Annotated in this window: 14 protein-coding genes and 2 pseudogenes; 8 read left to right on the forward strand and 8 right to left on the reverse strand. The window is 62.0% G+C overall.

All coding sequences use genetic code 11. The annotated features are described in order from the left end of the window. Positions 1-2: 2 nt before the first annotated feature. Positions 3-1496, reverse strand: coding sequence for a DNA cytosine methyltransferase (locus tag Q5701_RS13670; RefSeq protein ID WP_306751532.1), 1494 nt, complete (start codon positions 1494-1496; stop codon positions 3-5). 125 nt (positions 1497-1621) lie between these two features. Between Q5701_RS13670 and Q5701_RS13675 the strand changes: the two genes are divergently transcribed. Next, entirely contained in the window at positions 1622-2068 is a 447-nt protein-coding gene (locus Q5701_RS13675) for a very short patch repair endonuclease (protein WP_306755415.1), read from the forward strand. Positions 2069-2168: 100 nt separating this feature from the next. Here Q5701_RS13675 and Q5701_RS13680 read toward each other — a convergent pair. Both Q5701_RS13680 and Q5701_RS13685 read right to left on the reverse strand, forming a co-directional pair. Next, a pseudogene (locus Q5701_RS13680) lies at positions 2169-2458 on the reverse strand (integrase core domain-containing protein); the annotation flags it as partial. Between the two features lie 348 nt (positions 2459-2806). Then, a pseudogene (locus Q5701_RS13685) lies at positions 2807-3082 on the reverse strand (IS3 family transposase); the annotation flags it as partial. A gap of 404 nt (positions 3083-3486) precedes the next feature. Between Q5701_RS13685 and Q5701_RS13690 the strand changes: the two are divergent. The 4 genes from Q5701_RS13690 to Q5701_RS13710 all read left to right on the forward strand — a co-directional run bounded on the left by Q5701_RS13690 (position 3487) and on the right by Q5701_RS13710 (position 12935). After that, on the forward strand, positions 3487-8652 hold the full coding sequence (locus tag Q5701_RS13690) for a PDDEXK-like endonuclease domain-containing protein (RefSeq protein ID WP_306751533.1): 5166 nt from the start codon (positions 3487-3489) through the stop codon (positions 8650-8652). Positions 8653-9326: 674 nt separating this feature from the next. After that, complete coding sequence (locus Q5701_RS22880; protein ID WP_373568660.1) at positions 9327-10031, forward strand: HIRAN domain-containing protein; 705 nt, start codon at positions 9327-9329, stop codon at positions 10029-10031. A 1266-nt stretch (positions 10032-11297) separates the two neighbouring features. Continuing rightward, positions 11298-11837: a hypothetical protein gene (locus tag Q5701_RS13705; protein ID WP_306751536.1), complete on the forward strand. Its 540-nt coding sequence runs from the start codon at positions 11298-11300 to the stop codon at positions 11835-11837. Positions 11838-11909: 72 nt separating this feature from the next. Continuing rightward, entirely contained in the window at positions 11910-12935 is a 1026-nt protein-coding gene (locus Q5701_RS13710) for a cache domain-containing protein (protein WP_306751537.1), read from the forward strand. On the opposite strand, the gene Q5701_RS13715 is transcribed toward Q5701_RS13710, so the two are convergent. The 3 genes from Q5701_RS13715 to Q5701_RS13725 form a co-directional block, all read right to left on the reverse strand. After that, positions 12919-14898, reverse strand: coding sequence for a glycosyltransferase (locus Q5701_RS13715; protein WP_306751538.1), 1980 nt, complete (start codon positions 14896-14898; stop codon positions 12919-12921). The two genes, Q5701_RS13710 and Q5701_RS13715, sit on opposite strands and share 17 nt — an antisense overlap. Further along, positions 14898-16073: an HlyD family secretion protein gene (locus tag Q5701_RS13720; RefSeq protein WP_306751540.1), complete on the reverse strand. Its 1176-nt coding sequence runs from the start codon at positions 16071-16073 to the stop codon at positions 14898-14900. The genes Q5701_RS13715 and Q5701_RS13720 overlap by 1 nt, the downstream gene beginning before the upstream one ends. A gap of 90 nt (positions 16074-16163) precedes the next feature. Next, entirely contained in the window at positions 16164-17171 is a 1008-nt protein-coding gene (locus Q5701_RS13725) for a family 8 glycosyl hydrolase (RefSeq protein ID WP_306751542.1), read from the reverse strand. Between the two features lie 690 nt (positions 17172-17861). Between Q5701_RS13725 and Q5701_RS13730 the strand changes: the two genes are divergently transcribed. Further along, a complete protein-coding gene (locus tag Q5701_RS13730; RefSeq protein ID WP_306751543.1) occupies positions 17862-18302 on the forward strand; it encodes a YybH family protein in 441 nt (146 codons plus the stop codon). Between the two features lie 127 nt (positions 18303-18429). Here Q5701_RS13730 and Q5701_RS13735 read toward each other — a convergent pair whose 3' ends face one another. Further along, complete coding sequence (locus tag Q5701_RS13735; RefSeq protein ID WP_234853409.1) at positions 18430-18744, reverse strand: FYDLN acid domain-containing protein; 315 nt, start codon at positions 18742-18744, stop codon at positions 18430-18432. 61 nt (positions 18745-18805) lie between these two features. Here Q5701_RS13735 and Q5701_RS13740 point away from each other — a divergent pair, with 61 nt between their 5' ends. After that, positions 18806-19555 carry a M48 family metallopeptidase gene (locus Q5701_RS13740; protein WP_306751544.1) on the forward strand — a complete coding sequence of 250 codons (750 nt, stop codon included), beginning with the start codon at positions 18806-18808 and terminating at the stop codon, positions 19553-19555. Between the two features lie 32 nt (positions 19556-19587). Continuing rightward, complete coding sequence (locus Q5701_RS13745; protein WP_234855805.1) at positions 19588-20235, forward strand: GntR family transcriptional regulator; 648 nt, start codon at positions 19588-19590, stop codon at positions 20233-20235. Here Q5701_RS13745 and Q5701_RS13750 read toward each other — a convergent pair. After that, the gene (locus Q5701_RS13750) at positions 20232-20891 is read right to left on the reverse strand and encodes a lipid-binding SYLF domain-containing protein (RefSeq protein WP_306751546.1); all 660 of its coding nucleotides are present in this window, start codon (positions 20889-20891) and stop codon (positions 20232-20234) included. The genes Q5701_RS13745 and Q5701_RS13750 overlap by 4 nt on opposite strands. Positions 20892-20944: the final 53 nt, after the last annotated feature.

Genomic DNA, 20944 nt, shown 5'->3' on the forward strand with positions numbered 1-20944 from the left:
ACTCACGAAAGCAGCTGCCTCACTGCACTGCCGATCTGGTAGGCGAGGTAGGGCGGCACTGCGTTGCCAACTTGGTGATACTGCATCGTCCGGGGGCCGCAAAACCAGTAGTTGTCCGGGAAGGTCTGCAGACGAGCGGCCTCGCGTACGGTCAGCGCCCTGCATTGCTTCGGATCCGGGTGGATGAAGTAATGGCCGTCTTTCGAGATGTGGCTGGTCACGGTAGTCGAAGGGCGACTTGCCGCTTGTGTTCGAAAACGGTCCGCGAAATCACCTGAACCGCGGTTTTTGTGTTCAGGCTGCAGAAAACACGGGAACTCTATTAGCTTCGGAGCTTTCTGGAACACATGCGTGTACGCGGCTGAAAATATGTAGCGCCCCAAATCCTCAGAGATATGGCCACGCGTCTCGTGTTGCAGCGTCACGCGCAACCGCTCATCGGCGAACCACTGTTTCAGGTATCCCGGCATCTGGGCCTTGTCGCCTTTCCAGCGGCTCGTTCGCAGATGCGGGAGATCATTCGCTGTGGCAATTGCCCGTGCAATTGCCTGTACCTCTTCCGGAACGTTTGACGCCGCGGCTATGGCAGCGGCCTGTTCTCGAACCGCCTGTTGCCACGCCTCTGTCGTGTCCTTCCGGCTTAAACCGCTCCGCAGCTGCCACATGCCCGTGATCGCTTCGCCGACTGCAACTGGAGGCTGAGGTTGACCTAAGATCGGACCTTCAAGCTTGAGACCGGCCGCCAAGTCCTTACGAATTCCCAAGACAATAACCCGATGCCGCGCTTGAGGAACACCATGGTCCTCAGCCCGTATCAGGAAGTCCCGAGCGTTCGCCCGGCTGCCATCGATTGGCGCAGGGCGACTCAAGGGGAGCAGGCGATATCCGTCCCCCGACCCCTCAAGATCATCAAGAACACGGCTAAAGATGCCCCCGCCATCGACCTTGCTCGAGAGCATTCCTTTGACGTTTTCCATAACAAATGCAGCGGGTTTCAGCCGATCGAGAATGCGAACGTATTCTCGATAAAGGTAATGTCGCTGATCATGTTCCGGGACGTAGTCAGCTTTCCCTTTGTTCCGTGAGCGACCTGCAAGCGAATAAGCTTGGCAGGGAGGGCCACCGATTAAGATCGTATTTCCGGCATGGGATTCGCGGGCGTGATCCAGTTCCAGTGCGAGTTCATCGAAAACTCCTGTTCCACCCAGAACCCGCTGACGGACCTCCTGCTCCGCCAGCTTCCAGTTCGCGGGGTAAAGTGCCGACCAATCCGGGAATTCTGCTCCTCGGTGCAAGGCGTCGTAGTACTCCTGAGGAAACTCGTCGAACGATCGCAGGAAGGCGCGCAGGCGTAGCGTCTGAACGGCGCAGCTGTCCATCTCCACCGAAAGGTGGATCTTCATCTGCGCGTCCGCGGCTCGACCGGCTTGCGAGAATCCTTCGCCCAATCCGCCCGGACCAGCGAAGAGATCGATTATAGCGAATTCCTGGGTCATGTCGTTCCTACTTGGGTGGACACCTCTACCAGGTTTCACGGTCTGCGCCAGGTGGAAAATGCCGGTTGGCAATATACATTCATTCTATGACCGATGTTGTGGATCAGAAAACGCGATCGCGCATGATGTCAGCGATCAAAGGCGCGAACACAAAGCCTGAGATCCTCGTACGACGAGCCCTGCACGCGCACGGCTTTCGCTACCGTATTCACTATCGCCACCTCGCGGGCACCCCGGATATCGTGCTTCCGAAATGGCGCGTGGCGGTTCAGGTACATGGGTGCTTCTGGCACCGTCATCATGGTTGCCCCAAAGCCACGATCCCAGCGAACAACTTCAACTTTTGGCGGAAGAAGTTCGACGCCAATGTCGCGCGAGATGCGAAAGCCGCCAAATCCGTTCTTGAACAGGGTTGGCGCCTTCTTGTCATTTGGGAGTGCGCGGTCGGAAGGAACGTGCAGGGCGCCTTGATGGATGCAATGGTGAGTTTCATTACGGCAAGCCCAAACACTGCCCTGCGCTATGCCGAGATTGGCGTCGATCATACCTTACATGAAATACCATGTCAGTGAACTGAGGCGGACGATAGTTCTCGGTCCATCCACTGCGGTAGATCTCTCTTGCAAATTGGAGGGTAATCCTCCCCGTTTTAGTGGGGCGCAGCCGTCGAATTCACGCGGCCATTCTCAGATGCATGGCAGGGGTGATCCCGCCAATGCCCATATCGGGGCGTTCGTTGTTGTAAGACCAGGTCCACTCGGTAGCAATCTGCTGCACCACCTCAATCCTTCCGAAGATGTAGAGGTCCAGCCACTTTTGCCGAACCATCCGGTTATTGGCTCGACGTAAACGTTTTGATGCGGCTTTCCGGGCGGAATAGAGGTCAGAGCGATACCCTTGTTCGCGGCCAACTCCATGAGACGGCCACTGATATATTCCAAGCTGTTATCAACCCTGGCCGCGCCCGTTCCTGAAATATCTTGGCAAAGATGCCCATCCGGAACCAGCGGGCGTACCGGTTAAACAGGGTCTTGTAGGGCCAAAGACTACGGAAGCATCTTGCCAGCGAAGCCCATACCGTTTGACGTAGATGATGCTGCTCAGCACCTTGCAGTCGTCGGATCGGGCTCGCCCTCGGACCTTGGGTAAGAGGGGCTGAATGCGCCGAATCTGCTCCGCGCTCAACCAGAGTATCTTGTACTGCTCTGGTTCATCGCCGACATAAATTCGTCAACATGTTGGCAGAAGAAGGAAATTTGCGGGAACTGGTCCTAAGCCCACATGGGTATGCCTGAGTGTCCGGTCGAAATAGGGGCCAGTTCAAGCCCCTCCTCGCTGTAGAGCCGGCAAGTCCGCTTGTGGTTCAGGTGCCAGCCTCTTCAGTGCAGCAGGACATGCAGCCGTCGAGTGCCGTAGCGCACCCGCGCCTCGGCCAACCTCTTCAGCCGCATCCGCAACATGACGGCCGGATCGCGCCGGGATCGATATTTGTGGGAAGCCCGCCCGAAGCCCATGCGTCGGCATGCCCGGCGCTCCGACAGCGCGAAGACCCTCTGGTCGTGGCAGATGACTTCGTGGCGACAGGCTGCGCATCACACTGGCGCGGTTGTCTTGCAGAGATGCAGCTTGGACGGCGTCGAATGCCAGCGGTAGGACCTCGTGTTGTCATGGGCCTTCTCCGATCAAGGCCCGTCCAGTGTAGCAGTTGCACAAGGTCCTTTGGTCCAGCCCGAGGGGCTCACTCCACTTGCCGCTTGCTACCGGCCCCCAGCGCCACGTCTGTCTTTCGTATTGTGCTTGTCATGCGAACGCCGGATCCTCCTGCCCCGGTTTGTGTCAACTGGTCGCAGCGCCAGTTTCCGCAGCATGCCCAGAGTATTGGAAGATGTGAGATTTTCTGTTTCTGCCTGCCCCGATATGGCTATTTAACATAATGGAAAGAATCCTGTCAGACAAAGGACGTCGACAGAACGCAAGGACAGGCCGAGGCATGACGAAAGCCACATCTGGCAGCTATGGCGACGGCGTTCCACTCGAGGATCGCCGGAAACTCGCAGGTATACTCGGCTTTTCCAGGGAGCTCCTCAACGCCCGCACGAAGGTGCAGATGATGATGGGTGCGGGCCTCGGGCTTTTCCGGGAGGCTGACCTCGGGGATGTTCCCGGCCTTCACCTGGATTGCGGGGACGGCGCCTGGATGCGCATCGACCGACTGCGTGAGACGCGGCCGCCGGAGCCGCCCCAGCACGTTCTCGACTTCCTGGTGAGCTTTCCCGCAGATCCGAACAAGCCGCCCCAAGTCAAGCCGTCTGCGGCCTTCGAGTTCTCTGTCGATGAAGCCGCCGATCTGCTCGAATACGGGCTGGTGCATCAAGATAATGTCTACCCGATCACGGAAAAAGGCGTTGCGGTCGAAAACCGGGTGAAGGCAGTCATCCACCTCGAGGATCTCGAAGAGACAGCGGTCGACCTCGATCGTTACATCCGTGGGCCATGGGCGGACTGGGCGGCCAGGGAGCGGCCGGTCCGCCGTTCGATCGGGCTTTATAACAATCTCTTCAAAATCCACTCCGCAATCCACACCGCCGAAGCAACACCACCTGAACTCGTCTGGGGTATTGGCCTTGGCCGATGGGACGTGCGTGACCAGCAGATCGACATGCCGCTGATCGAGCAACTCGTGGACATCGAAATCGAGGCCGGCAGCTCCATCTCGATCCGCCCCCGCAACCTGCAGCCTGTTCTTTCGCTCAAGCCCTATCTCGAACTGGAAATTGACGGTGCCGCGACCCTTCAGCGGAGCCTCCAAGTGGAACTTGCGCGTTTTCTCGAGGGCGATTTCGAGTTCAGCCCCTTCACCACGGGCTGGGAGCCGCTCCTCGCGACGGCCAGTGCGCAGCTTTCCGAGACCGGGCGCCACCTTACCCGGACCGAGATCGACACAGGGACGGCAACCCCTGCCCTGGCGACGACGCTGACCTTTTCCTCGACCTGGGCAATCTACGGCCGGCCCCGGTCCAGCGAAGCCCGCGCCCAGGATCTCGAGGCGCTCCTGAAACAGGTCGATAACGAAGAACGGGACATCCCGAAATCGATCCGCGGCTATGCCGCGACGCCGTCCCGCAAGTCGAATGATGACGACAACGACTGGGGGATCGACACAGCAGTCATCGGAGGTGCCGGTCGCAATACCTGGACCGCTCCTGCCTCAGGATCGCGGGAAAGTGGCGCGTCTTCTGGAGCCAGCCGCGCCGCAGCCCGGCCCGGCGCTCAGGAAGACCCGACCAGCCGGCGCGTGCACTTCTTCCCCCTGCCCTTCAATGAGGAACAGGGCAAAATCAGCAACATGATCGACGATCCCAAGATCGACGTGGTCTGCGTCTCGGGTCCTCCGGGAACAGGCAAGAGCCACAGCATTGCCAACATCATCAGCCACCAGATGGCAACGGGCAAACGCGTGCTGGTAACCGCGCGCACCCCAGAGGCTATCGCAGCCGTCCGCGAGAAGCTGCCGAAGGCCCTTCAACCGCTGGTCATTGCCTCAACCGGCACGGACCGCGACAGCGCCCAGCAACTCCAGGACGCCGTCACGGAGCTCTCGAACACGGTGGTGTCTCTCGACAAGGCCGCCGCGCGGGACGAACAGATCCGCCTGGAGAACAGCATTCTCGACTGCGACCGAGAAGCCGAGGAAGCCGATCTCAGGCTTGCTGAAATCGCACGAGCCAATTTGGCGCCGCTGACCTGGATGGGCAAGGAACACCCGCCCATGGAGCTTGTCGAGATCCTGCGAGAGGGGTCGTCCGAGCATGGCTGGTTCACCGATCGGCCGAAGAACGCCCCTCCCGCACAGCTTGCCGATGTCATCCTGAGGCTCAGGAAGGCCCTTCCCGAACTGGCCGCCGATATCGTCTATGCGGGAGCAAGCCTTCCTGCACCGAGCGACCTTCCTACAACCCCTGACCTGATCGAGGCCCATCAGAAAGAGCTCGCCTGGAACACGCGCGAAGCAGTGGACTACAGCGGCGCCCCTGTGATGGCGCTCGACACGGTGGGGGCCGCAGGACAGGCGCGGATGCTGCTCAACGAGATCGAGGCCTGTGCCGATCTGATCGGGAAGATGAGCGAACGGGAGAGGATCCTGGCAATCTCGGCCATGGGCGCCAATGGCGCTGCGTCCTGGCATGAGATCGTGCAGGTGAGAGACTTCATTGAAGCCCGCAAGGAGCTCGATCTGGTCGAGCAGGTGCGTTTCTCCCTTGGAGCCTGTGCTGAGGCAGATTTCGCCGCGGCAGTGCAGCGCGGCGCGGCCGGACAGAAGCCCGTCGGCTTCTCGCTCTTCAATGGCGCCCTGAAACAGGCAGTCGCCAGCGTCACCTTCCGCGGCGCGGCGCCGCAAAACCGCGAGGGTTGGCAGGCGGTTGCCGCCGCGTGTCGCATAGGTCGCGATCGAGACGAGATCGCCGTGGCGCTCAAGCCGCTGGTCGACGCGGAAGCTGCACCTTCGCTGCCCGAGACGCCTTGGGATACCGCCAGCTACCTCAAGAACAGGCAGGGGGAGATCGCCACGGCGCTCTCGACTGCGGAGCGCCTGATCCCTTGCGTCGGCACGCTGACGCAGCTCTTTCCATACGGCCTCGACATCCTCGACATCACCAAGAGGATCGATTGCAGCAGCGCCATCTTAGCGCTGAAGGCAAACCTGCCTGACGACTACCAGACGCCGAGCGCCATCCTGGCGCTGAGGGCTATTGCCGGAAAGGGCGACCTGCCGGTTCTCTCGGCCATGGCGGACCTTGCCGCAGCCCTCGGCCAGAAAGAGACCGACCCACGTGACATCATCACCCTGCGGGGCGAGATCACTGCGGAGCTGACGCGCCTCGCGGATGTTGCAGGCAAACTCGATGCACTTGGCCGCGACCTGGACTTGCTGGCGGAGTGCGGTGCGCCGCAATGGAAGGCACGGCTCATCTCCGATCCCCTGGCAGCTACGGAACTCATCCCCGAAGGCTGGCAAGCCGCCTGGGCCTGGGCCGAGATGTCGGGGCGGATCGAGCGGATCATCGAACTCGGCAATGGCGATGATCACCGCGCCCGGAAGGCTGACGCGATGCAGCGCCGTCGCCGGCTCTTCGAGGAGCTGATCCGCATCCGGACGCTCCTGGGCCTGTCGCGGCGCATGACGCCAAGCGTGCGTTCGGCCATGGAAGCATTCTCCCAAGCCGTCCGCCGGATCGGCACCGGCAAGGGGAAGAAGGCGCCGCGCTACATCCGCGCGGCGCAAGAGGCTGCCTTGGAAGCCTCCAGCGCGGCACCGGTCTGGATCATGCCGGAATATCGCATTCCCGAGCAGCTGCCTCCGGTATTCGGGGACTTCGACCTTGTGATCCTCGACGAAGCGTCACAGTCGGACATCACCGCCATTGCAGCCCTTGCGCGCGGCAAGAAGATCCTGATCGTCGGCGACGAGGAGCAGGTCAGCCCCACTGCCGTGGGCGTGCCCATGCAGAAGATCAACGCGCTCCGCGCCCAGTATCTCGATGGTGTACCGAATGCCGGGCTTCTCGACGAGAACAGCTCGATCTTCGAGATCACCAAGCGCATGCATCCCGACAGCCATGTCATGCTCAGGGAGCACTTCCGCTGCGTGGCGCCGATCATCCAGTTCTCGACACGGTTCTACAACAACGCATTGGTCCCGCTACGCGTGCCGAAGGCCTCCGAGCGCTTCGATCCGCCGCTTTGCGACGTCTTCATCGAAGGCGCGATCCGGCAGGGCAAGACCAATGCCTCGGAAGCCCAGTGGATCGTCGACGAGATTGCCAATCTCATAAAAGACCCGGCCCATGCCGGACGCGACATCGGGATCATTTCGCTGATCGGCCCTGAACAGGCGGAGAAGATCGGCCGGATGCTGATCGAAGATCCGCGCATCGGCCCGGAGGTGATCGAAGCGCGCCGTATCATCTATGGTGATGCGCGTACAATGCAGGGCCAAGAGCGCTCGATCGTCTTCCTGTCGATGGTGGCAACCCCCGGCAAGGTGGTCTCCCAGGCGACGAAAGACGCTCAGCAGCGCATCAACGTGGCCATGAGCCGCGCGCGCGACCGCCTCTACCTGGTGCGCTCCGTGAGCCTTGGCGATCTGAAGTCCGGGGACATCAAGCGCGACGTCATCCAGCACTTCATGGACCCGATGCCCGATGGGCGTGTCTCCATGGCGCATGAGGCGGCCGACCTTCTCGATCGCTGCGACAGCGGCTTCGAGCGGGAGGTTCTCTCGATGCTGATGGAGGCCAATTACCGGGTGCGGCCGCAGGTTCAGGCCGGTGCCTTCCGGATCGATCTCGTGGTCGAGGGCGATGACGACAGGCGGCTTGCCATCGAACTCGATGGCGACAGCTATCACGGCCCGGAGGTCTGGGAGCGCGACATGCTGCGCCAAGCGCAGCTGCAGCGCGCTGGCTGGACCTTCTGGCGGGTCTTCGGCAGCCAATGGAACGCCAACAAGGCGTTCTGGTGGAAGAACCTGCAGGAGGCGCTTGCGCGCATGCAGATCGGCCCGATCGGCGCGGCGGCGCTGGACGAGCGGTTCACCCACAGCATCACGATCAATGCTTTTGGCGCAAGCGGAGCCGAGGTGGAAGAAGAGACAGATCTGGGCGACCTGTCGGCCATGCAGGATACCTTCTTGCCCGCTGGGCGCGCGGAGGGCCAGACGGAAATGCGTACGCATGAGTTGTTCGCGCCCGCGCCCGCCGCACCGGAACCGGCGGCGCCGGCCGTGGATGGCACCATGCCATCTATCCACCAGAAACCGAGGTCCGCGGGCCGCGATGTCGAGAAGCCGGCACTGCAGCGAGAGCGTCCGCCAGTCAGGCCCGCTCGTTGCGATCATCTCCAGATGGATCTCCTCGGCCGGCTCGAGGCTTCCCCGCTGGTATCGGTCGGACGAAAGGTGGCGCTCGAGGGTCTTCGCGCCGAGGGCGGCAAGACCGAGATCACCATCGTCGAAAGCGGCCACGATCCGGATATGGGGCTCATTGGCGTGCATACGCCGCTCGGCCAGGCGCTGATCGATGCTCAGGTGGGCGAGGATGTCGAATATCTCGTCAGCGGCCAGCGCCGCGAAGTGCGCGTGCTCGCGGTTCTATAGCAGGTGGGCTTCGGCCTGCAGAATGTCCTCTGCGGCTCAATACGACCCAGCATTTCTCTGTGAGGCCGCGCCACACAAAATCCGGGCTGACATGATCGCTGCGGGCTATCTCGATTGCGGACATTCCGCATATCATCGAGGCATGTCGACGGGGGCGGCCCCTAAAACCATCGCTCCGATGGACCAGAGGCCAGTCATGTATTAACTTTTAAACTGGACCACCAAAGTAGGGGTGATCAGCATTGCAATTCGGACCCCGCACAATGGGAGATTGGCGAATCAATTCGGTCCGGATTATCGAGTTTTGCCGAGATAGTGCCATCGAGTCGATCTCAAGCGCGACCAAGCTTTCGGCGTCGCGGGATCGAGCGGCGGTCCTATTACTGGCGTTTTAGTCCGGGTCGAAGTGCACGGGATTCCTTCTGGTGAATGGGACTATAGCAGGCACTCAGGAGTACGGGAAACTTGCTCTGGGGCAGATATTTTGTTCTCCTGTCAAAAACATGAGGGCAGATATGAGCTTATTGGATTGGCTCTTCGGAGGACGGCGTAGCAAGCCTCAACAAGATGTGCCGGCTTCTTCTATCACACCTCTGCCCGCAACAATCCCACATGTCTCAGCTTCTCCGTCGTGCTACGCTCCGATGATCAACTGGCGTGACGACAGCTACCCCATGAACGCCGTAGGGGAGTCGCAGTACCAAGGCGCCCTACAGCGGTTGTGTGGGCCGCACAGTCGATACGGGCACCACCTCGAAGTGACTGCAACGCTTGTTCGGGAACCGCACAACCCACACGATCAAAACGCTGTCGCCGTGGAAATCCAGAACATGAAAGTCGGCTATCTCTCGCGAGATGATGCCAGGCGCGTCGGCGGCCAAATGGACGAGGAAGGCCTTGTTCGAGTCGATTGCAAAGCCCTCATCGCCGGCGGTTGGCGCACCAACCAGCATGACGAAGGATCGTTCGGCGTCCGCCTTGCAATCCCAAATTGGGGATGGATCGATATGGGGACAGGCAAAACCCCTCCCCCAGCGCCAGTTGTCGAGCGAAAGCGCCCTGCGCCCCAAGACCGACCCAAGCCAGCAAAGGAAGGCCCAATGGTAGGTCAGCGGGTCGTTCTCTGGGGGCTAAGCGACACAGGACCCGAAGCAATCGAATTGGCCAATCTGGGCGCCAAGATTCTGGCTGATGTCGGTAAGTCGACCACCCTCATTGTGAATGCAACAGACACTGTCGCCGCTGAGTCAGTGGGCAACGCTGCATATCGGATGCTACAAGAGCGCAAGGCTGCGGGGTCACCGATCGAGATTGTCTCGCTCAGGGCGTTACGGGAGCGGCTTGCGCGAGAGGGTAGCCAACAGAATGCCTGTGAGTAGATGTTTTCTGAGCGCAACGGTTTGGGAGCTACTCATGGTAGGTGGCCATGCGTGCCTGCTCAGCATCAAATAGGCATCAAGCCTCCTGATAACTTTGTTGTCCCTGCCTACGCCATAGTGCCTCGTGTTGAGGGAAGAACGGCAGTGGGGGGAAAATGTTGAAGACGCTCTGACAGCACCCCGTGCGGGTGATGAGGGTATGTTTTCAACATGGTTCGGAAATTGAAGCAAATACAGTGGGCAGCGGTGACATCATCGGTAGCTGCGTCAGATCCTTAAAGGAAGATGGTGCCACCGGCTATGTCCTTCGAGCCGCCACGCTGCCTTGACTAATTCGTCCTGTCGTCGGCACCGCACTCCCAATCCCTAAGTTCTTCCTCGGTCATAGGGAAAAAAATTCTTCCGGCGGCGGCTCGACAGTGCCTTTGAGGGAGCCAATGCGAAACCGCTTTACTTTAGAGCCTGTTGCACTCAATCGGCCTCATAACCTGCGGCTTTGAAGTAGTTGTAGCATTCCTCGTCGGAGAACAGATCGCAGACCTGGCCGACCGCAGCCCATAGTTGATCGTAGGTTCGTGCTCTCGCACCCCAAACCTTTTCCGAAGATCGGCGGTGACCGCCAGCGTAACCCACGGCCGCGCGGCTCGCGCTACGCCAAAGGCTCCGCGCGCGGCATCCTACACCACGTGCGGAAACACTATCCCCGGAGATTGCGCCGTCTTCGAATTTCCACCACTTCCGAGACCCTACCTCGTGAAGCGGTCGGCAACTCTGAAAGCAGGCTGACCGGCCCCATCCGGCAGCACTATGTCGAACAGCGGGGCCTGACCTTTTCGTCAGTTGGCTGATGCAGTACTGATGCAAGTGCCAGGCAACTGATGGAACGGATGCAAGTCCGAAGAATACCTTTTTATGCCAAAAGCATGATCGAAAACGAAGCTCATATCCGCGAGGAGCCGATCACCCGAGAAGGCCTAACCCATGGCCTCGAATGATTAAATTACTGAAGGGTTTTATACTTGGTGCCCTGCTGACGGTTCGGACCCTGGGCGCCAGTGACGTAAGGTAACATCAGCGCGGTCCTCCAATTCTGAAATCACCCGAAGGTAGCGAATTGCCTGACGTCAATGCAGCAGGTCAGTGCAGCAGCAAGCAAGCAAGCTTATCCACTGGGATGTATCGACCTATTATGCTTAAACTTAAGCGTGTGTAACGCTGAGGCTGGTGATGAACCAAAGGTTCCTACTTCCGTATGCTGTACTTGTTATGGCTGGCTTGTCGCAAGCGGCGGTTGCGGACGGCTATTTCCTGCAGACTGATATTGGCGAGGAGACGCAATCCTTTGTTGCCTCGGCCAGCCGTGGGCAATTGTCCTACGGGCTGAACCTTTCGGACTATCAGGGCGGCCGCTCGGGTGCGATTACTGGAGCCTATGCATTTTCCCTGCCAGCGGACATCACGCTCAAGGCAGGACCGACATTCGGGTTCACACGCGACGACGGTGGAGAATGGGATACGGAGTTTGGCGGCCGGGTCGCCATCGACCGCTGGAGCGCGACATCTTTCGGCTCTACCTATTTCCTGGCAGAGGCGGGCACGCCGCAACGTTCGTGGTTCCTTCTGTCTCAGGTCACGTTCGCTCCTGCAAATGTCGGGATTGAGCTCTCGCGCGGCGGCAGCGACGATTATCACGAGACCACGCTCGCTGTTCAGCGGCGTGTTGGCGACGGACCGGTGAGCCTGCGCCTCGGCTACAAGCTCAGTTCCGATGAACTGTTCGCCGGTTTTTCTATCAACACGTTCTGAGGAATCATGACCGATCTGCCACGCCTGACCCTTCGCAAGGCCGCGATCGCATTCGGGATCGCCTGCCTTCTGGTGATGCTGCTTGTCCCAGCAGCTTTCGCACTGCTGCGCGCTGACCGCTTCCATGACAGCACGCTGGACTATGCTGCGCAGTTCCGAACGGGCGCGGCCGCTGAGGATCTTGCACGCACGCTGCTACGAGACTGGCAAGACCTGCAAGCGCTTGCTGAACGGGTGCCCGGGATGGAAACCAGTCAGTTGGACGCCTTGCTGACCGGCGCCAGCGGCGACGGCAAGCGCATCTCATGGATCGGTTATGCCGATATCAGCGGTAGGGTGGTGGCCGCTACGAACGGGCTGCTGGTGGGGCAGGATGTCAGTCAGCGCCCATGGTTCCGCGGCGGACTGTCCGGCGGCTTTGCGGGCGATGTCCATGATGCGGTCCTTTTGGCGAACCTGCTGGGCGGCGAAGGGGACGAGCCGTTGCGCTTCATCGATCTGGCCTTGCCGGTGACCGACCGGAACGGTGATCCAGCCGGTGTTATGGGCCTGCACACGAACGCCGACTGGCTGGCAGGCGAACTGCGCGAGTCTGCCCGGATCTATGGGCTGGACCTCTATCTTCTGAACCCGGCGGGTGAAATTTCGGCCAGTTCGACGGGTGAAGCGCCCACGGCGGGCGAACTGCAGATCCTACGTGCGGCGCAGACGGGGATTGAGACCGGCGGGCGCGAACAATGGCCGGATGGAAAGGACTATTTCTCGTTTCTCGTTCCGCAAGTGACCTCCGGTGATCTGCCGAACTTTGGTTGGAGAATGGTCGGTCGGCTGGAGGCCGGGGAACTGACGTTCGGAATCGACTTGATGCGAAACGGCGCACATTGGGCGTTGCTGGCCATGACCGCCGCCCTCGGGCTTCTCACGCTGTTGTTCGTTCGGGCTGTGGCTGCCCCGATCAGCCGTCTTGCGCAATCGGCCGAGCGCATCTCCGAAGGCTCTGAGGAATATCCTGCCAACTCGCGCGTGACGCGGGAAGCCGCTCAGCTGTCGCTGGCGCTGACGCGGCTTCAGCAGGACCGTGTCAACGCCGAGCATTGAAGGACAGGCGCCGCCCCAGACCGAATAAAAGACCGCCCAGCTGCGACCGGGCTGTGCCGGGCGCAGCGCCCTCGGCATAGAAGCGGACAAGCAGAGCCTGACGCTGCTCGGCAGTCGGCATAAGCCGCACGCGCATGCCGTCCACCGTTGGTGCGATGATCTCGACCGGGATGTCGCCAATGTCGCGGAGACGCAAGCTGCCTTGCTTGCCCGTGGCTTGAGGCCGTCCGCGAAGCCGGGCCTCGTCAATGGTCAGGGAACTGATCCAGTAACGGCGGATGTCGCTTTCAAGTGTCAGGAGGCCGCGGTCGGGTAGGTCAGCAATGTGGCGCTCGCGCCGTGGCAGTTCGATACAGGCCAGGACGGTCATCGACAGCACGAGGAGGTTGTAGATGGTCCAGAACAAAACCACCCATTTTCCGTCTCCCGCATCCTGATACGAGAAGCGGTCAAGGAAGACCCCCAGAAGCAGCGCGACGACCGTCAGGACCAGCAGAATCAGGAACGGCATCATCAGTTGCCACTGAACGGTGATCTTCGTCCGGTCGCCGCCTTTGGCCGTGACCGAGAAGGGATGCCCTTTGGGTTTGAAAAGCCCGGTGAAGGCGGCACGGCTGATGGGAATGGCGCCAATCAACTGGCCCACGTCATGCAGGATGGGCACGACCATGCCCGGCATCAGCACGCGCTGTACCATCTGTCCCCAAAGATAGAATGCGCCGAAATAGGTCAGGACATCGGCCAGTTGGGCATCGACGACGATCGTCCCGAGATACCAGTAGAACAGCGGAAAAACGACCACGGCGATGCGGAAGGGAAAGCTGGTGGTCCAGAAAAGGACCGAGTCGATGACGCTCCACCGGTCGCGGAGTCGCAGGTTGTTCCGTGAAAGAGGGCCAAGACGCGAACGGGCAATTTGCATCAGCCCCAGGCACCAGCGGGCGCGTTGCGTGACGTATTCCTTAAGCCCCTCAGGGGCCAGCCCTTCGGTCAGCGGCTCGGACAGGTAGACGGTTTTCCAACCCTTGTCCTGCAGATCCAGCGTCAGCATGAAGTCTTCGGTCACGCTTTCCGTCGGCAGTCCGCCGATGTCGCGCAAGGCGTTCCAGCGGCAAACCGAGGAGGTGCCGCAGCAGAAGGCGATCCCCCAGCCATCGCGCGAGGGCTGCATGTGGTCGAAGAAGAACCGCTGTTCATCGGGATAGGAGTGGCTGATCCCCAAGTTGTGCTGGATCGGGTCCGCGTTGAAGAAGTGCTGCGGGGTCTGAACCAGCCCTACTTCGGGATCGTGGAACAGCGCCAGGCAGCGCGAGATGAAGCCCCGATGAGGCACGAAATCGGCATCCAGAACGGCGACGAAGTCGGGTGGCACCGGGTCTTCCGCCAGACGTTCAAGGCAATGGTTGATGTTGCCGGCCTTAGAGCCCTTGTTGTCAGGACGGCGCATGTAGCGCACGCCCTGCTGGGCGCAATAGTCGCGCAACCAGTCCCGCCGGCTGTCGTCCAAGACCAGCACCTCCTTGTTGCGATGCCGCAGCGCCACCGCCCCTACGATCGTGCGTTCGAGAACGTCCAGGCCCTCATTATAGGTGGCAATCAGGATGGCGACCCGGGGCTCCTTGTCTCCCCACCAGTGGTCATGGGCATCCGCCTCTTCCGAGCGCAAGCGGAGGCGGGACATGATGACATAGGAACTGACGGTCCCGACCATTGCCAGAAGCTCGAAGCCGAACAACGAATAGCTGGCAAGCATGTCGAAGGACATGCCCGCAGGCGCCAGCGTCTCGGTCCCGCGCCACCAGATATAGCGCAGGGCCAGAAGAAAGGTGGCAGTCAGCAGGACTGCCCGATGAAGGTTGTTCCGGATGTCCACCCAATATGGCAGCGTGATCCCGATCCCCAAGGCCAGCAACAGATGCGCCGTGCTGGAACCGAGTTCGGAGAGAAGGGGAAAGTCCAGCATCACGGCAGCAGGCGGCGCAGCCAGTCCAGCGGTCGGCCGTCGAAGAAGACGCGGCCAGTGCGACCGATCATGCAGCCTTCGACCCCCAGCTGCCCCAATTGCGGCACGATCAGGGTGACGTCATAGCGTTCCAAGTGACGCTGGCTGGGCGCGACTGCAAGGTTGCGGTAGATCGTCTCGGCGCCGCTGCCTGCCAGTCGCGCGACGGTGGCATCATAGACGGTGGATGTGCCGCCAAGCCGGAAGCGCGCGGCGTCCCCGACAGCGAGCGAATTGTAGATCCTTTCCGTCACCGAGGCCGTCACCATCGTGGCCTGGCAGTCAACCAGCCGCAGAAGCGGATCGCCGCGCTGGACATTGACACCGTCGGCTTCCAGAACCTCCCACAGAAGGCCGGTCACGGGCGAGCGGATGTCTCCGCCCGTCAAGCCGTTCACACGCAGCCGCTCTCGGTCCACGCGTTCGCCGACGGCGGCAACACGCGTTTCGGCTTCTGTCAGGCGGGTCTGGAGGGCGGCCATCTCGCTGGCCAGCTCGACCGCACGCTGTTCGGCATTTGGGGAATCGTTGTAGCCGTCGCCCAAGAAGACATTCTCCTCTGCGGCTTGCAGCGCGATCTGCAGGACTTCGACCCGTTCGCGGGCGTGATCCAGCACCAGCCCATCCAGCCGAGGCTCACCCGGCAGGCGCTCGGCGCCCTGTTCGACGACATCCAGAAGCCGCTCCTGACCCTCCTCGGCAGGCGCGCCCGAGGCTTCTAGGATCGCCAGCCGTGTCTCGGCGTGCGACAACCGGCTGCCAAGTTCCTCCAGGCGGCGCGCGCGGAAAATCTGCGTCCGCTCCAACAGCGCGTCCCGGCTGGCCATTGTCTCGGCCAGTAGCGCCTCGATCTGAGCGCGCGTGGCCTCTTCGAGGCGCGCTTCCATCAGCAGATCGTCCAGTCGGATGCGGTCAACGACCGGATCCTTGATGCTGGCAATCACCTCACCCTCTGCCGTCCTTGCGCCCAACTGGCGGGACGGTACCGAAAGATTGCCCGCCACCGTGGCACGGACAGTCACCACCGGGGCATTCACGACGGCATCGGCGCTTGCGCCCGACATCTGTTCCCCCACGATGATCCAGAGGGCGACGACAATGGCGATCAGGCCAAGGATCAGTCTTCTGTATCTCATCGGCTGGCAACTCCGGCTTTATGGTTAGGTTTCAGTCAACTTAAGGATGTTCCAAGCAAAGGCCAGTCGCTTTATGCGTGACCCCTTGCGTCATCTGCGGTTGCAGCCGCCCTCGCGCAATGCCGTCTGCGCCAGCATCATCAGGGTGGCGGGATAGTAGCTGCGCCTGTCTGCCGACCAGTTCGGCAGGGGCTGGCACCGGGCGGGGCTGGCAAGCGCAAGGAAACCAGGATGATCGCTGTAAGCCTCTGGGCGACCGGCAGCCGTGCGTTGCACCACGACGCGTCCGGGTGGCGAGCCCTGTTCCAGAAGGCGCAGTCCCGCCGCCAGGGCCGGATGGGCGCGAAGGCCCGACCAAGCCAGATACAGCGGCACGCGCAACGCGTCATACCCCCAGCCCGCCCTGTGTTCGCCTGGTTCCGCAAATCCCGAGGTGGTGACGTCGATCCAGTTCCACAGCTGTCCAGTCGCTGCCAGTTCGGCCAGAATCGTTTCGCCGTGATCGGCGGCTCGGACAAGACGGGGCTCGCCCGCAGCCATGCCCAACTCTCGCAGCGCGCGGGGCATGATATAGGACGGGTTCACCAGCACTCTCTCGTTACCGCGCCGAGCCTCGGCACCGGGAACCAGCAATAGCTCGGCCGGGGCGCGGGGGTCAGGGACAAGGCAGTGCGCCGCAATATCACGGGCAATCGCCAGTGCGGTGTCAATGTGGCCGGGCCAAACTGAATCGCGTCCAGCCCGAAGCAGCGCCCAAGCCCGGAAAAGATCGCCATCAGTGGCATTGCGCCAATCGATCCGGCCATCCTCAGGCTTGCGGCTCCATGCCATCAGCCGATCCTCTCTCACCGCAAGGTTCGTCGCCGTCCAAGCCTCGATCTGCTCGAATGCCTCACGGTCGCCGGCCGCCTGCGCCAGAAGGAGTCCCCAGCCCTGACCCTCGGAATGGCTGATCCCGTTCTGCTGCCAGTCGATAACCCGGCCTTGCCGCATGTAACTTGAGGCCCAGGAGCGAAAGTCTGCCAATACCGCGTGGGCTGGAGTGGCTTTCAAAGCCAGCCCGCCGAACATTAGCCTACAGAAGGTTCGTCGCCGCATTCGCCCAATTCAGCCATCCGTGCCACCACGTCAATGGTTCAGGCATGGCGACACTGTCAAATGGCCAAGCGCGCATGTGCGACCTCCCGATATTGGGGCTTGGCACCGGTACCCGCGTCAGCGCCAATCCGGGCGTCATCAAGCTGATGAAACGAGGAAAGCTTCGGTCCGACAAACGGAAGCCATGGTGCCGATCAGAGGGCCGAGGAAACCTGGGCTTGATCGGCTGCTGAATGCGGAGTGGTAGCCCAGATCATGAAGCGGTCGCCAACCTTGAATATGGTCTGACTGGCCTCTGTTGCCATCGATTTGATACAGGAGAGCGATGCAACTGCATCAGTCGACGGATGCTGCACTGATTTAGAAGCACCAGGACTGATGTGACTGATGCATCGTCAAATCTTATGAAAGGATTTCAGCAGTATAAGCTGAAACGAAGCTCATATCCACGACGTGCAGATCACGCGGGAAAGCCCGAACTATCGGATGGGCTGACCAGCCTTACACGGGATCGGGCAGGGTGCTGGTCGTCCTTTCGCGGCATATTCTGAGGAGCCGCTGATTCACCACGGCCCGGACGGACGCCAGCCGCGGCACCCTGCGCCATGGCTGGCGGCAGATGGGTGGCGAGGATGTATGATGGGCTGGGGCGCCGTGATGGCGTGCCCCGGAAATTGCAGGGAGGAAGTCATGGTCAAATCTCCGACCTCGATGTCTGCGGTGCTGTGTGCTTGCCTCTTGGCCGCCACTGCCGCTGGTGCCGATCCCGCCAACGATGTCAGCGCCGCCTATTCCGCATGGGACGCAGCCTTCAACGCGGGTGATGCGAAAGCCGTTGCGGCGCTTTATGGGCCGGATGCGATCTTTCTGCCCGCCACCCATGACGTGATCAAAGGCCCTAAAGGGATCGAGGAGTTCTTTGGCGGACTGTTCGGCATGGGGGTGACGGGACACAAGCTGGAACTGATCGAGGCCGAGGGCGACGACGACCTGCTGGTCGGCACGGCCAAATGGTCGGCCAATGGCAAGGACGCCCAGGGCGCCGACCAGCCATGGGCAGGGGTGGCGACCCATGTCTTCGAAAGGCAGAAAGATGGCAGCCTGAAGCTGAGGGTGCATACCTTCAACTGATCAAGGGCTGGATAGGAAAGCGATGCCAACGGGCTGTCGAGACAAGGTCGAGGTTCACCCGGCGCGGCCTGGATTATCGCCCGGCTGCTGCTGAACAAAAAGGCCGGTCCTGGGACCGGCCTTTTTCTTAATCCTCGTCGCTTTCGGCAACGTCGGCGATGTCGTCCAGCGACACGTCGCCGTCGTCATCGTCTTCTTCCAGCAGATCGTCGTCCAGTTCGCCTGCATCGTCGCCCAGATCCTCCTCGTCATCGACAAGGTCGTCGGTGTCGCGGGCGACGGTCTTTTCGGTGACAAGCGTCTTGCCGCTTCTGTCGGTCAGGCTTTCCAGCGAGAACTGGTTGGCGCAGGCCGGGCAGGTCATCGGATTGGCGCGCAGGTCATAGAACCGCGTGGCGCAGTGCGGGCACAGGCGTTTCGTGCCCCATTCCTCTTTGGGCATGGCATTTTCCTTCCGCCGCGTTTAGGGAAATCGGTGGTCCCCCTGCCACAGGTGCCGGGGGGTGTCAAAGGCTTTTCTGACAGCAACGGCGGGGCAGGGCAAGGGCAGGCGGATGGCCGAGGCGTTCACCATCGGCAACGGGATACGGATCATGTGCCGGCGGTCGGGCCGTGCCCGGCGCATGACGCTGCGCGTGCCGCGCGACGGCGGGCCTGTCGTGCTGACGCTGCCCGTCCATGTTGCGCTATCGGATGGCGCGGCATTTGCGGAATCCAAGGCAGAATGGCTGCTGCAAGCCGCGGATCGCCGGCCCGCCCCCAGCATCGTCCGACACGGCGCGGTGGTCCCGGTGTCGGGCGAGGGGCTGGCGCTGTCCCCTGCCGCCGTCCGGGCGGCCCAGGTGGCGGGCCATGCGCTGTTGCTGCCCGCCAGCCGCCCGGCGGGGCCGGTGGTGCAGGCCTTTCTCAAGCACAAGGCGATGGGCCATCTGCGCGCGGCCTGCGACCGTCATGCGGCGGCGCTGGGCCGCAGTTATCAGGCGATTGTCCTGCGCGATACGCGGTCGCGGTGGGGCAGTTGCACATCGGACGGACGGTTGATGTTTTCCTGGCGTCTGGCGATGGCCCCGCCCGCCGTGCTGGACTATGTCGCCGCGCACGAGGTCGCGCATCTGCGCCACATGGATCACTCACCGCGTTTCTGGGCGGCCGTGGCCGGGCTGGTTCCCGATTACGCGCAGCACCGCGACTGGCTGCGCCGGCATGGGTCGGAATTGATGGCCTGGCAGTTCCGCGATCCGGCGGGGGATTGACGGGCGCACCCTTTGTGATCACAACCGCGGCCATGAACGCCCCCGCCCGATCAACCGATCCATCCGCCCATGAAAAGCTGTATCGCAACCTGCGCAGCCGGATCATGCTGGGCGAACTGCCCCCCGGCAAGCCGCTGACCCTGCGCGGCATCGCCCGCGAATACAACCTGTCGATGACCCCCGCGCGCGAGGCTGTGCGCCGCCTGGTGGCCGAAGGGGCGCTGACGATGTCCGCCTCGGGCCGGGTGACCACGCCTGCGCTGTCGGACGACCGGATCGAGGAACTGGCCGCCCTGCGCGCCCTGATCGAACCGGAATTGGCCGCCCGCGCCCTGCCGCGCGCGCATTTCGCGCTGATCGACCGGCTGGCGCAGATGAACGCACGCATTGCCGATGCGGTCGAAAACCACGATGCGGTGGGCTATATCCGCTGCAACCTGGAATTTCACCGGATGCTGTATCTGCGCGCCCAGGCACCCGCGATGCTGGCGATGCTGGAAACCATCTGGCTGCAACTGGGTCCGACGATGCGCGCGCTGTATGGCCGGGTGAAACGAAACGAACCCCCGCGCCACCACCGGATGATCCTGGCCGCGCTGCGGGCGGGTGACGAACCCGCGCTGCGGCTGGCCGTGCGCGCCGATGTCACGCACGGGCTGCGGCACCTGACCTCGGGCTAGTAACGGCCCATCTGGGGCATTTGCGGCATCTGCATCTGCGGCAATCCCATGCCGCCAAAGCCCAGGGTCGGGATTTCGGACGGGATGACGCGGGTGTATTTCGTGCCCTCGATGGACGCGCCCGCCATCAGTCCCGCTTGGCCGAAGATCATCGCCACGACCGGCAGTTGCGCGGTGATCGTGTCCGCGCCAAGCGCCATGCCGCCCTGCGGGATCGCATAGAAGGCGTTCGCCCCCGCCAGCCAGCCCGGCGAGGCGCGGAAGGATGCAAGCGCGGCATCGGTCTGGAAGATCAGCACATGGGCATATTGCTGCGCGCCCGCCTGCAGGCCCACGGTCGCGCGGGTCGCGGAATAGTAATCCACCGTCGCCCCGCCGATCCGCAGCGCCCCCTGGCCATAGGCGCCGCCGACGCCAAGCGCGGCCTCGGTCATCAGGGGCATATACAGGACGCCACGCGCGTTCTGGACCAGGGCTTGCGCCGAGGGATAGTTCTGGATCAGGTAGTTGTGGGTCGCATCGACCCGCGCATCCAGTTCCGCCCCGGCATTCGTGCCCACGGCATTGCTGCATCCCGCCACGGCCAAGGCTGCAGTGCCCGCAACGCCCCTCAGCAGCACGCGACGGTCGATCCTGGTCTGGAAAAGGCTGCTCATCACGTGTCCCCGCGTTGTCGCCGGATGCGCCGGCATTTTGCCGGGAATGTAGG

The sequence above is a fragment of the Paracoccus actinidiae genome, assembly GCF_030863885.1.
GTDB classification, from domain to species: domain Bacteria; phylum Pseudomonadota; class Alphaproteobacteria; order Rhodobacterales; family Rhodobacteraceae; genus Paracoccus; species Paracoccus everestensis.

What these genes read in the sequence shown, in the direction of transcription:
- Q5701_RS13670 (WP_306751532.1), bottom strand. Translation starts at nt 1,496, where the DNA reads ATGACCCAGGAATTCGCTATAATCGATCTCTTCGCTGGTCCGGGCGGA.
- Q5701_RS13675 (WP_306755415.1), top strand. Translation starts at nt 1,622, where the DNA reads ATGTCAGCGATCAAAGGCGCGAACACAAAGCCTGAGATCCTCGTACGA.
- Q5701_RS13690 (WP_306751533.1), top strand. Translation starts at nt 3,487, where the DNA reads ATGACGAAAGCCACATCTGGCAGCTATGGCGACGGCGTTCCACTCGAG.
- Q5701_RS22880 (WP_373568660.1), top strand. Translation starts at nt 9,327, where the DNA reads ATGAACGCCGTAGGGGAGTCGCAGTACCAAGGCGCCCTACAGCGGTTG.
- Q5701_RS13705 (WP_306751536.1), top strand. Translation starts at nt 11,298, where the DNA reads ATGGCTGGCTTGTCGCAAGCGGCGGTTGCGGACGGCTATTTCCTGCAG.
- Q5701_RS13715 (WP_306751538.1), bottom strand. Translation starts at nt 14,898, where the DNA reads ATGCTGGACTTTCCCCTTCTCTCCGAACTCGGTTCCAGCACGGCGCAT.
- Q5701_RS13720 (WP_306751540.1), bottom strand. Translation starts at nt 16,073, where the DNA reads ATGAGATACAGAAGACTGATCCTTGGCCTGATCGCCATTGTCGTCGCC.
- Q5701_RS13725 (WP_306751542.1), bottom strand. Translation starts at nt 17,171, where the DNA reads ATGCGGCGACGAACCTTCTGTAGGCTAATGTTCGGCGGGCTGGCTTTG.
- Q5701_RS13730 (WP_306751543.1), top strand. Translation starts at nt 17,862, where the DNA reads ATGGTCAAATCTCCGACCTCGATGTCTGCGGTGCTGTGTGCTTGCCTC.
- Q5701_RS13735 (WP_234853409.1), bottom strand. Translation starts at nt 18,744, where the DNA reads ATGCCCAAAGAGGAATGGGGCACGAAACGCCTGTGCCCGCACTGCGCC.
- Q5701_RS13745 (WP_234855805.1), top strand. Translation starts at nt 19,588, where the DNA reads ATGAACGCCCCCGCCCGATCAACCGATCCATCCGCCCATGAAAAGCTG.
- Q5701_RS13750 (WP_306751546.1), bottom strand. Translation starts at nt 20,891, where the DNA reads ATGAGCAGCCTTTTCCAGACCAGGATCGACCGTCGCGTGCTGCTGAGG.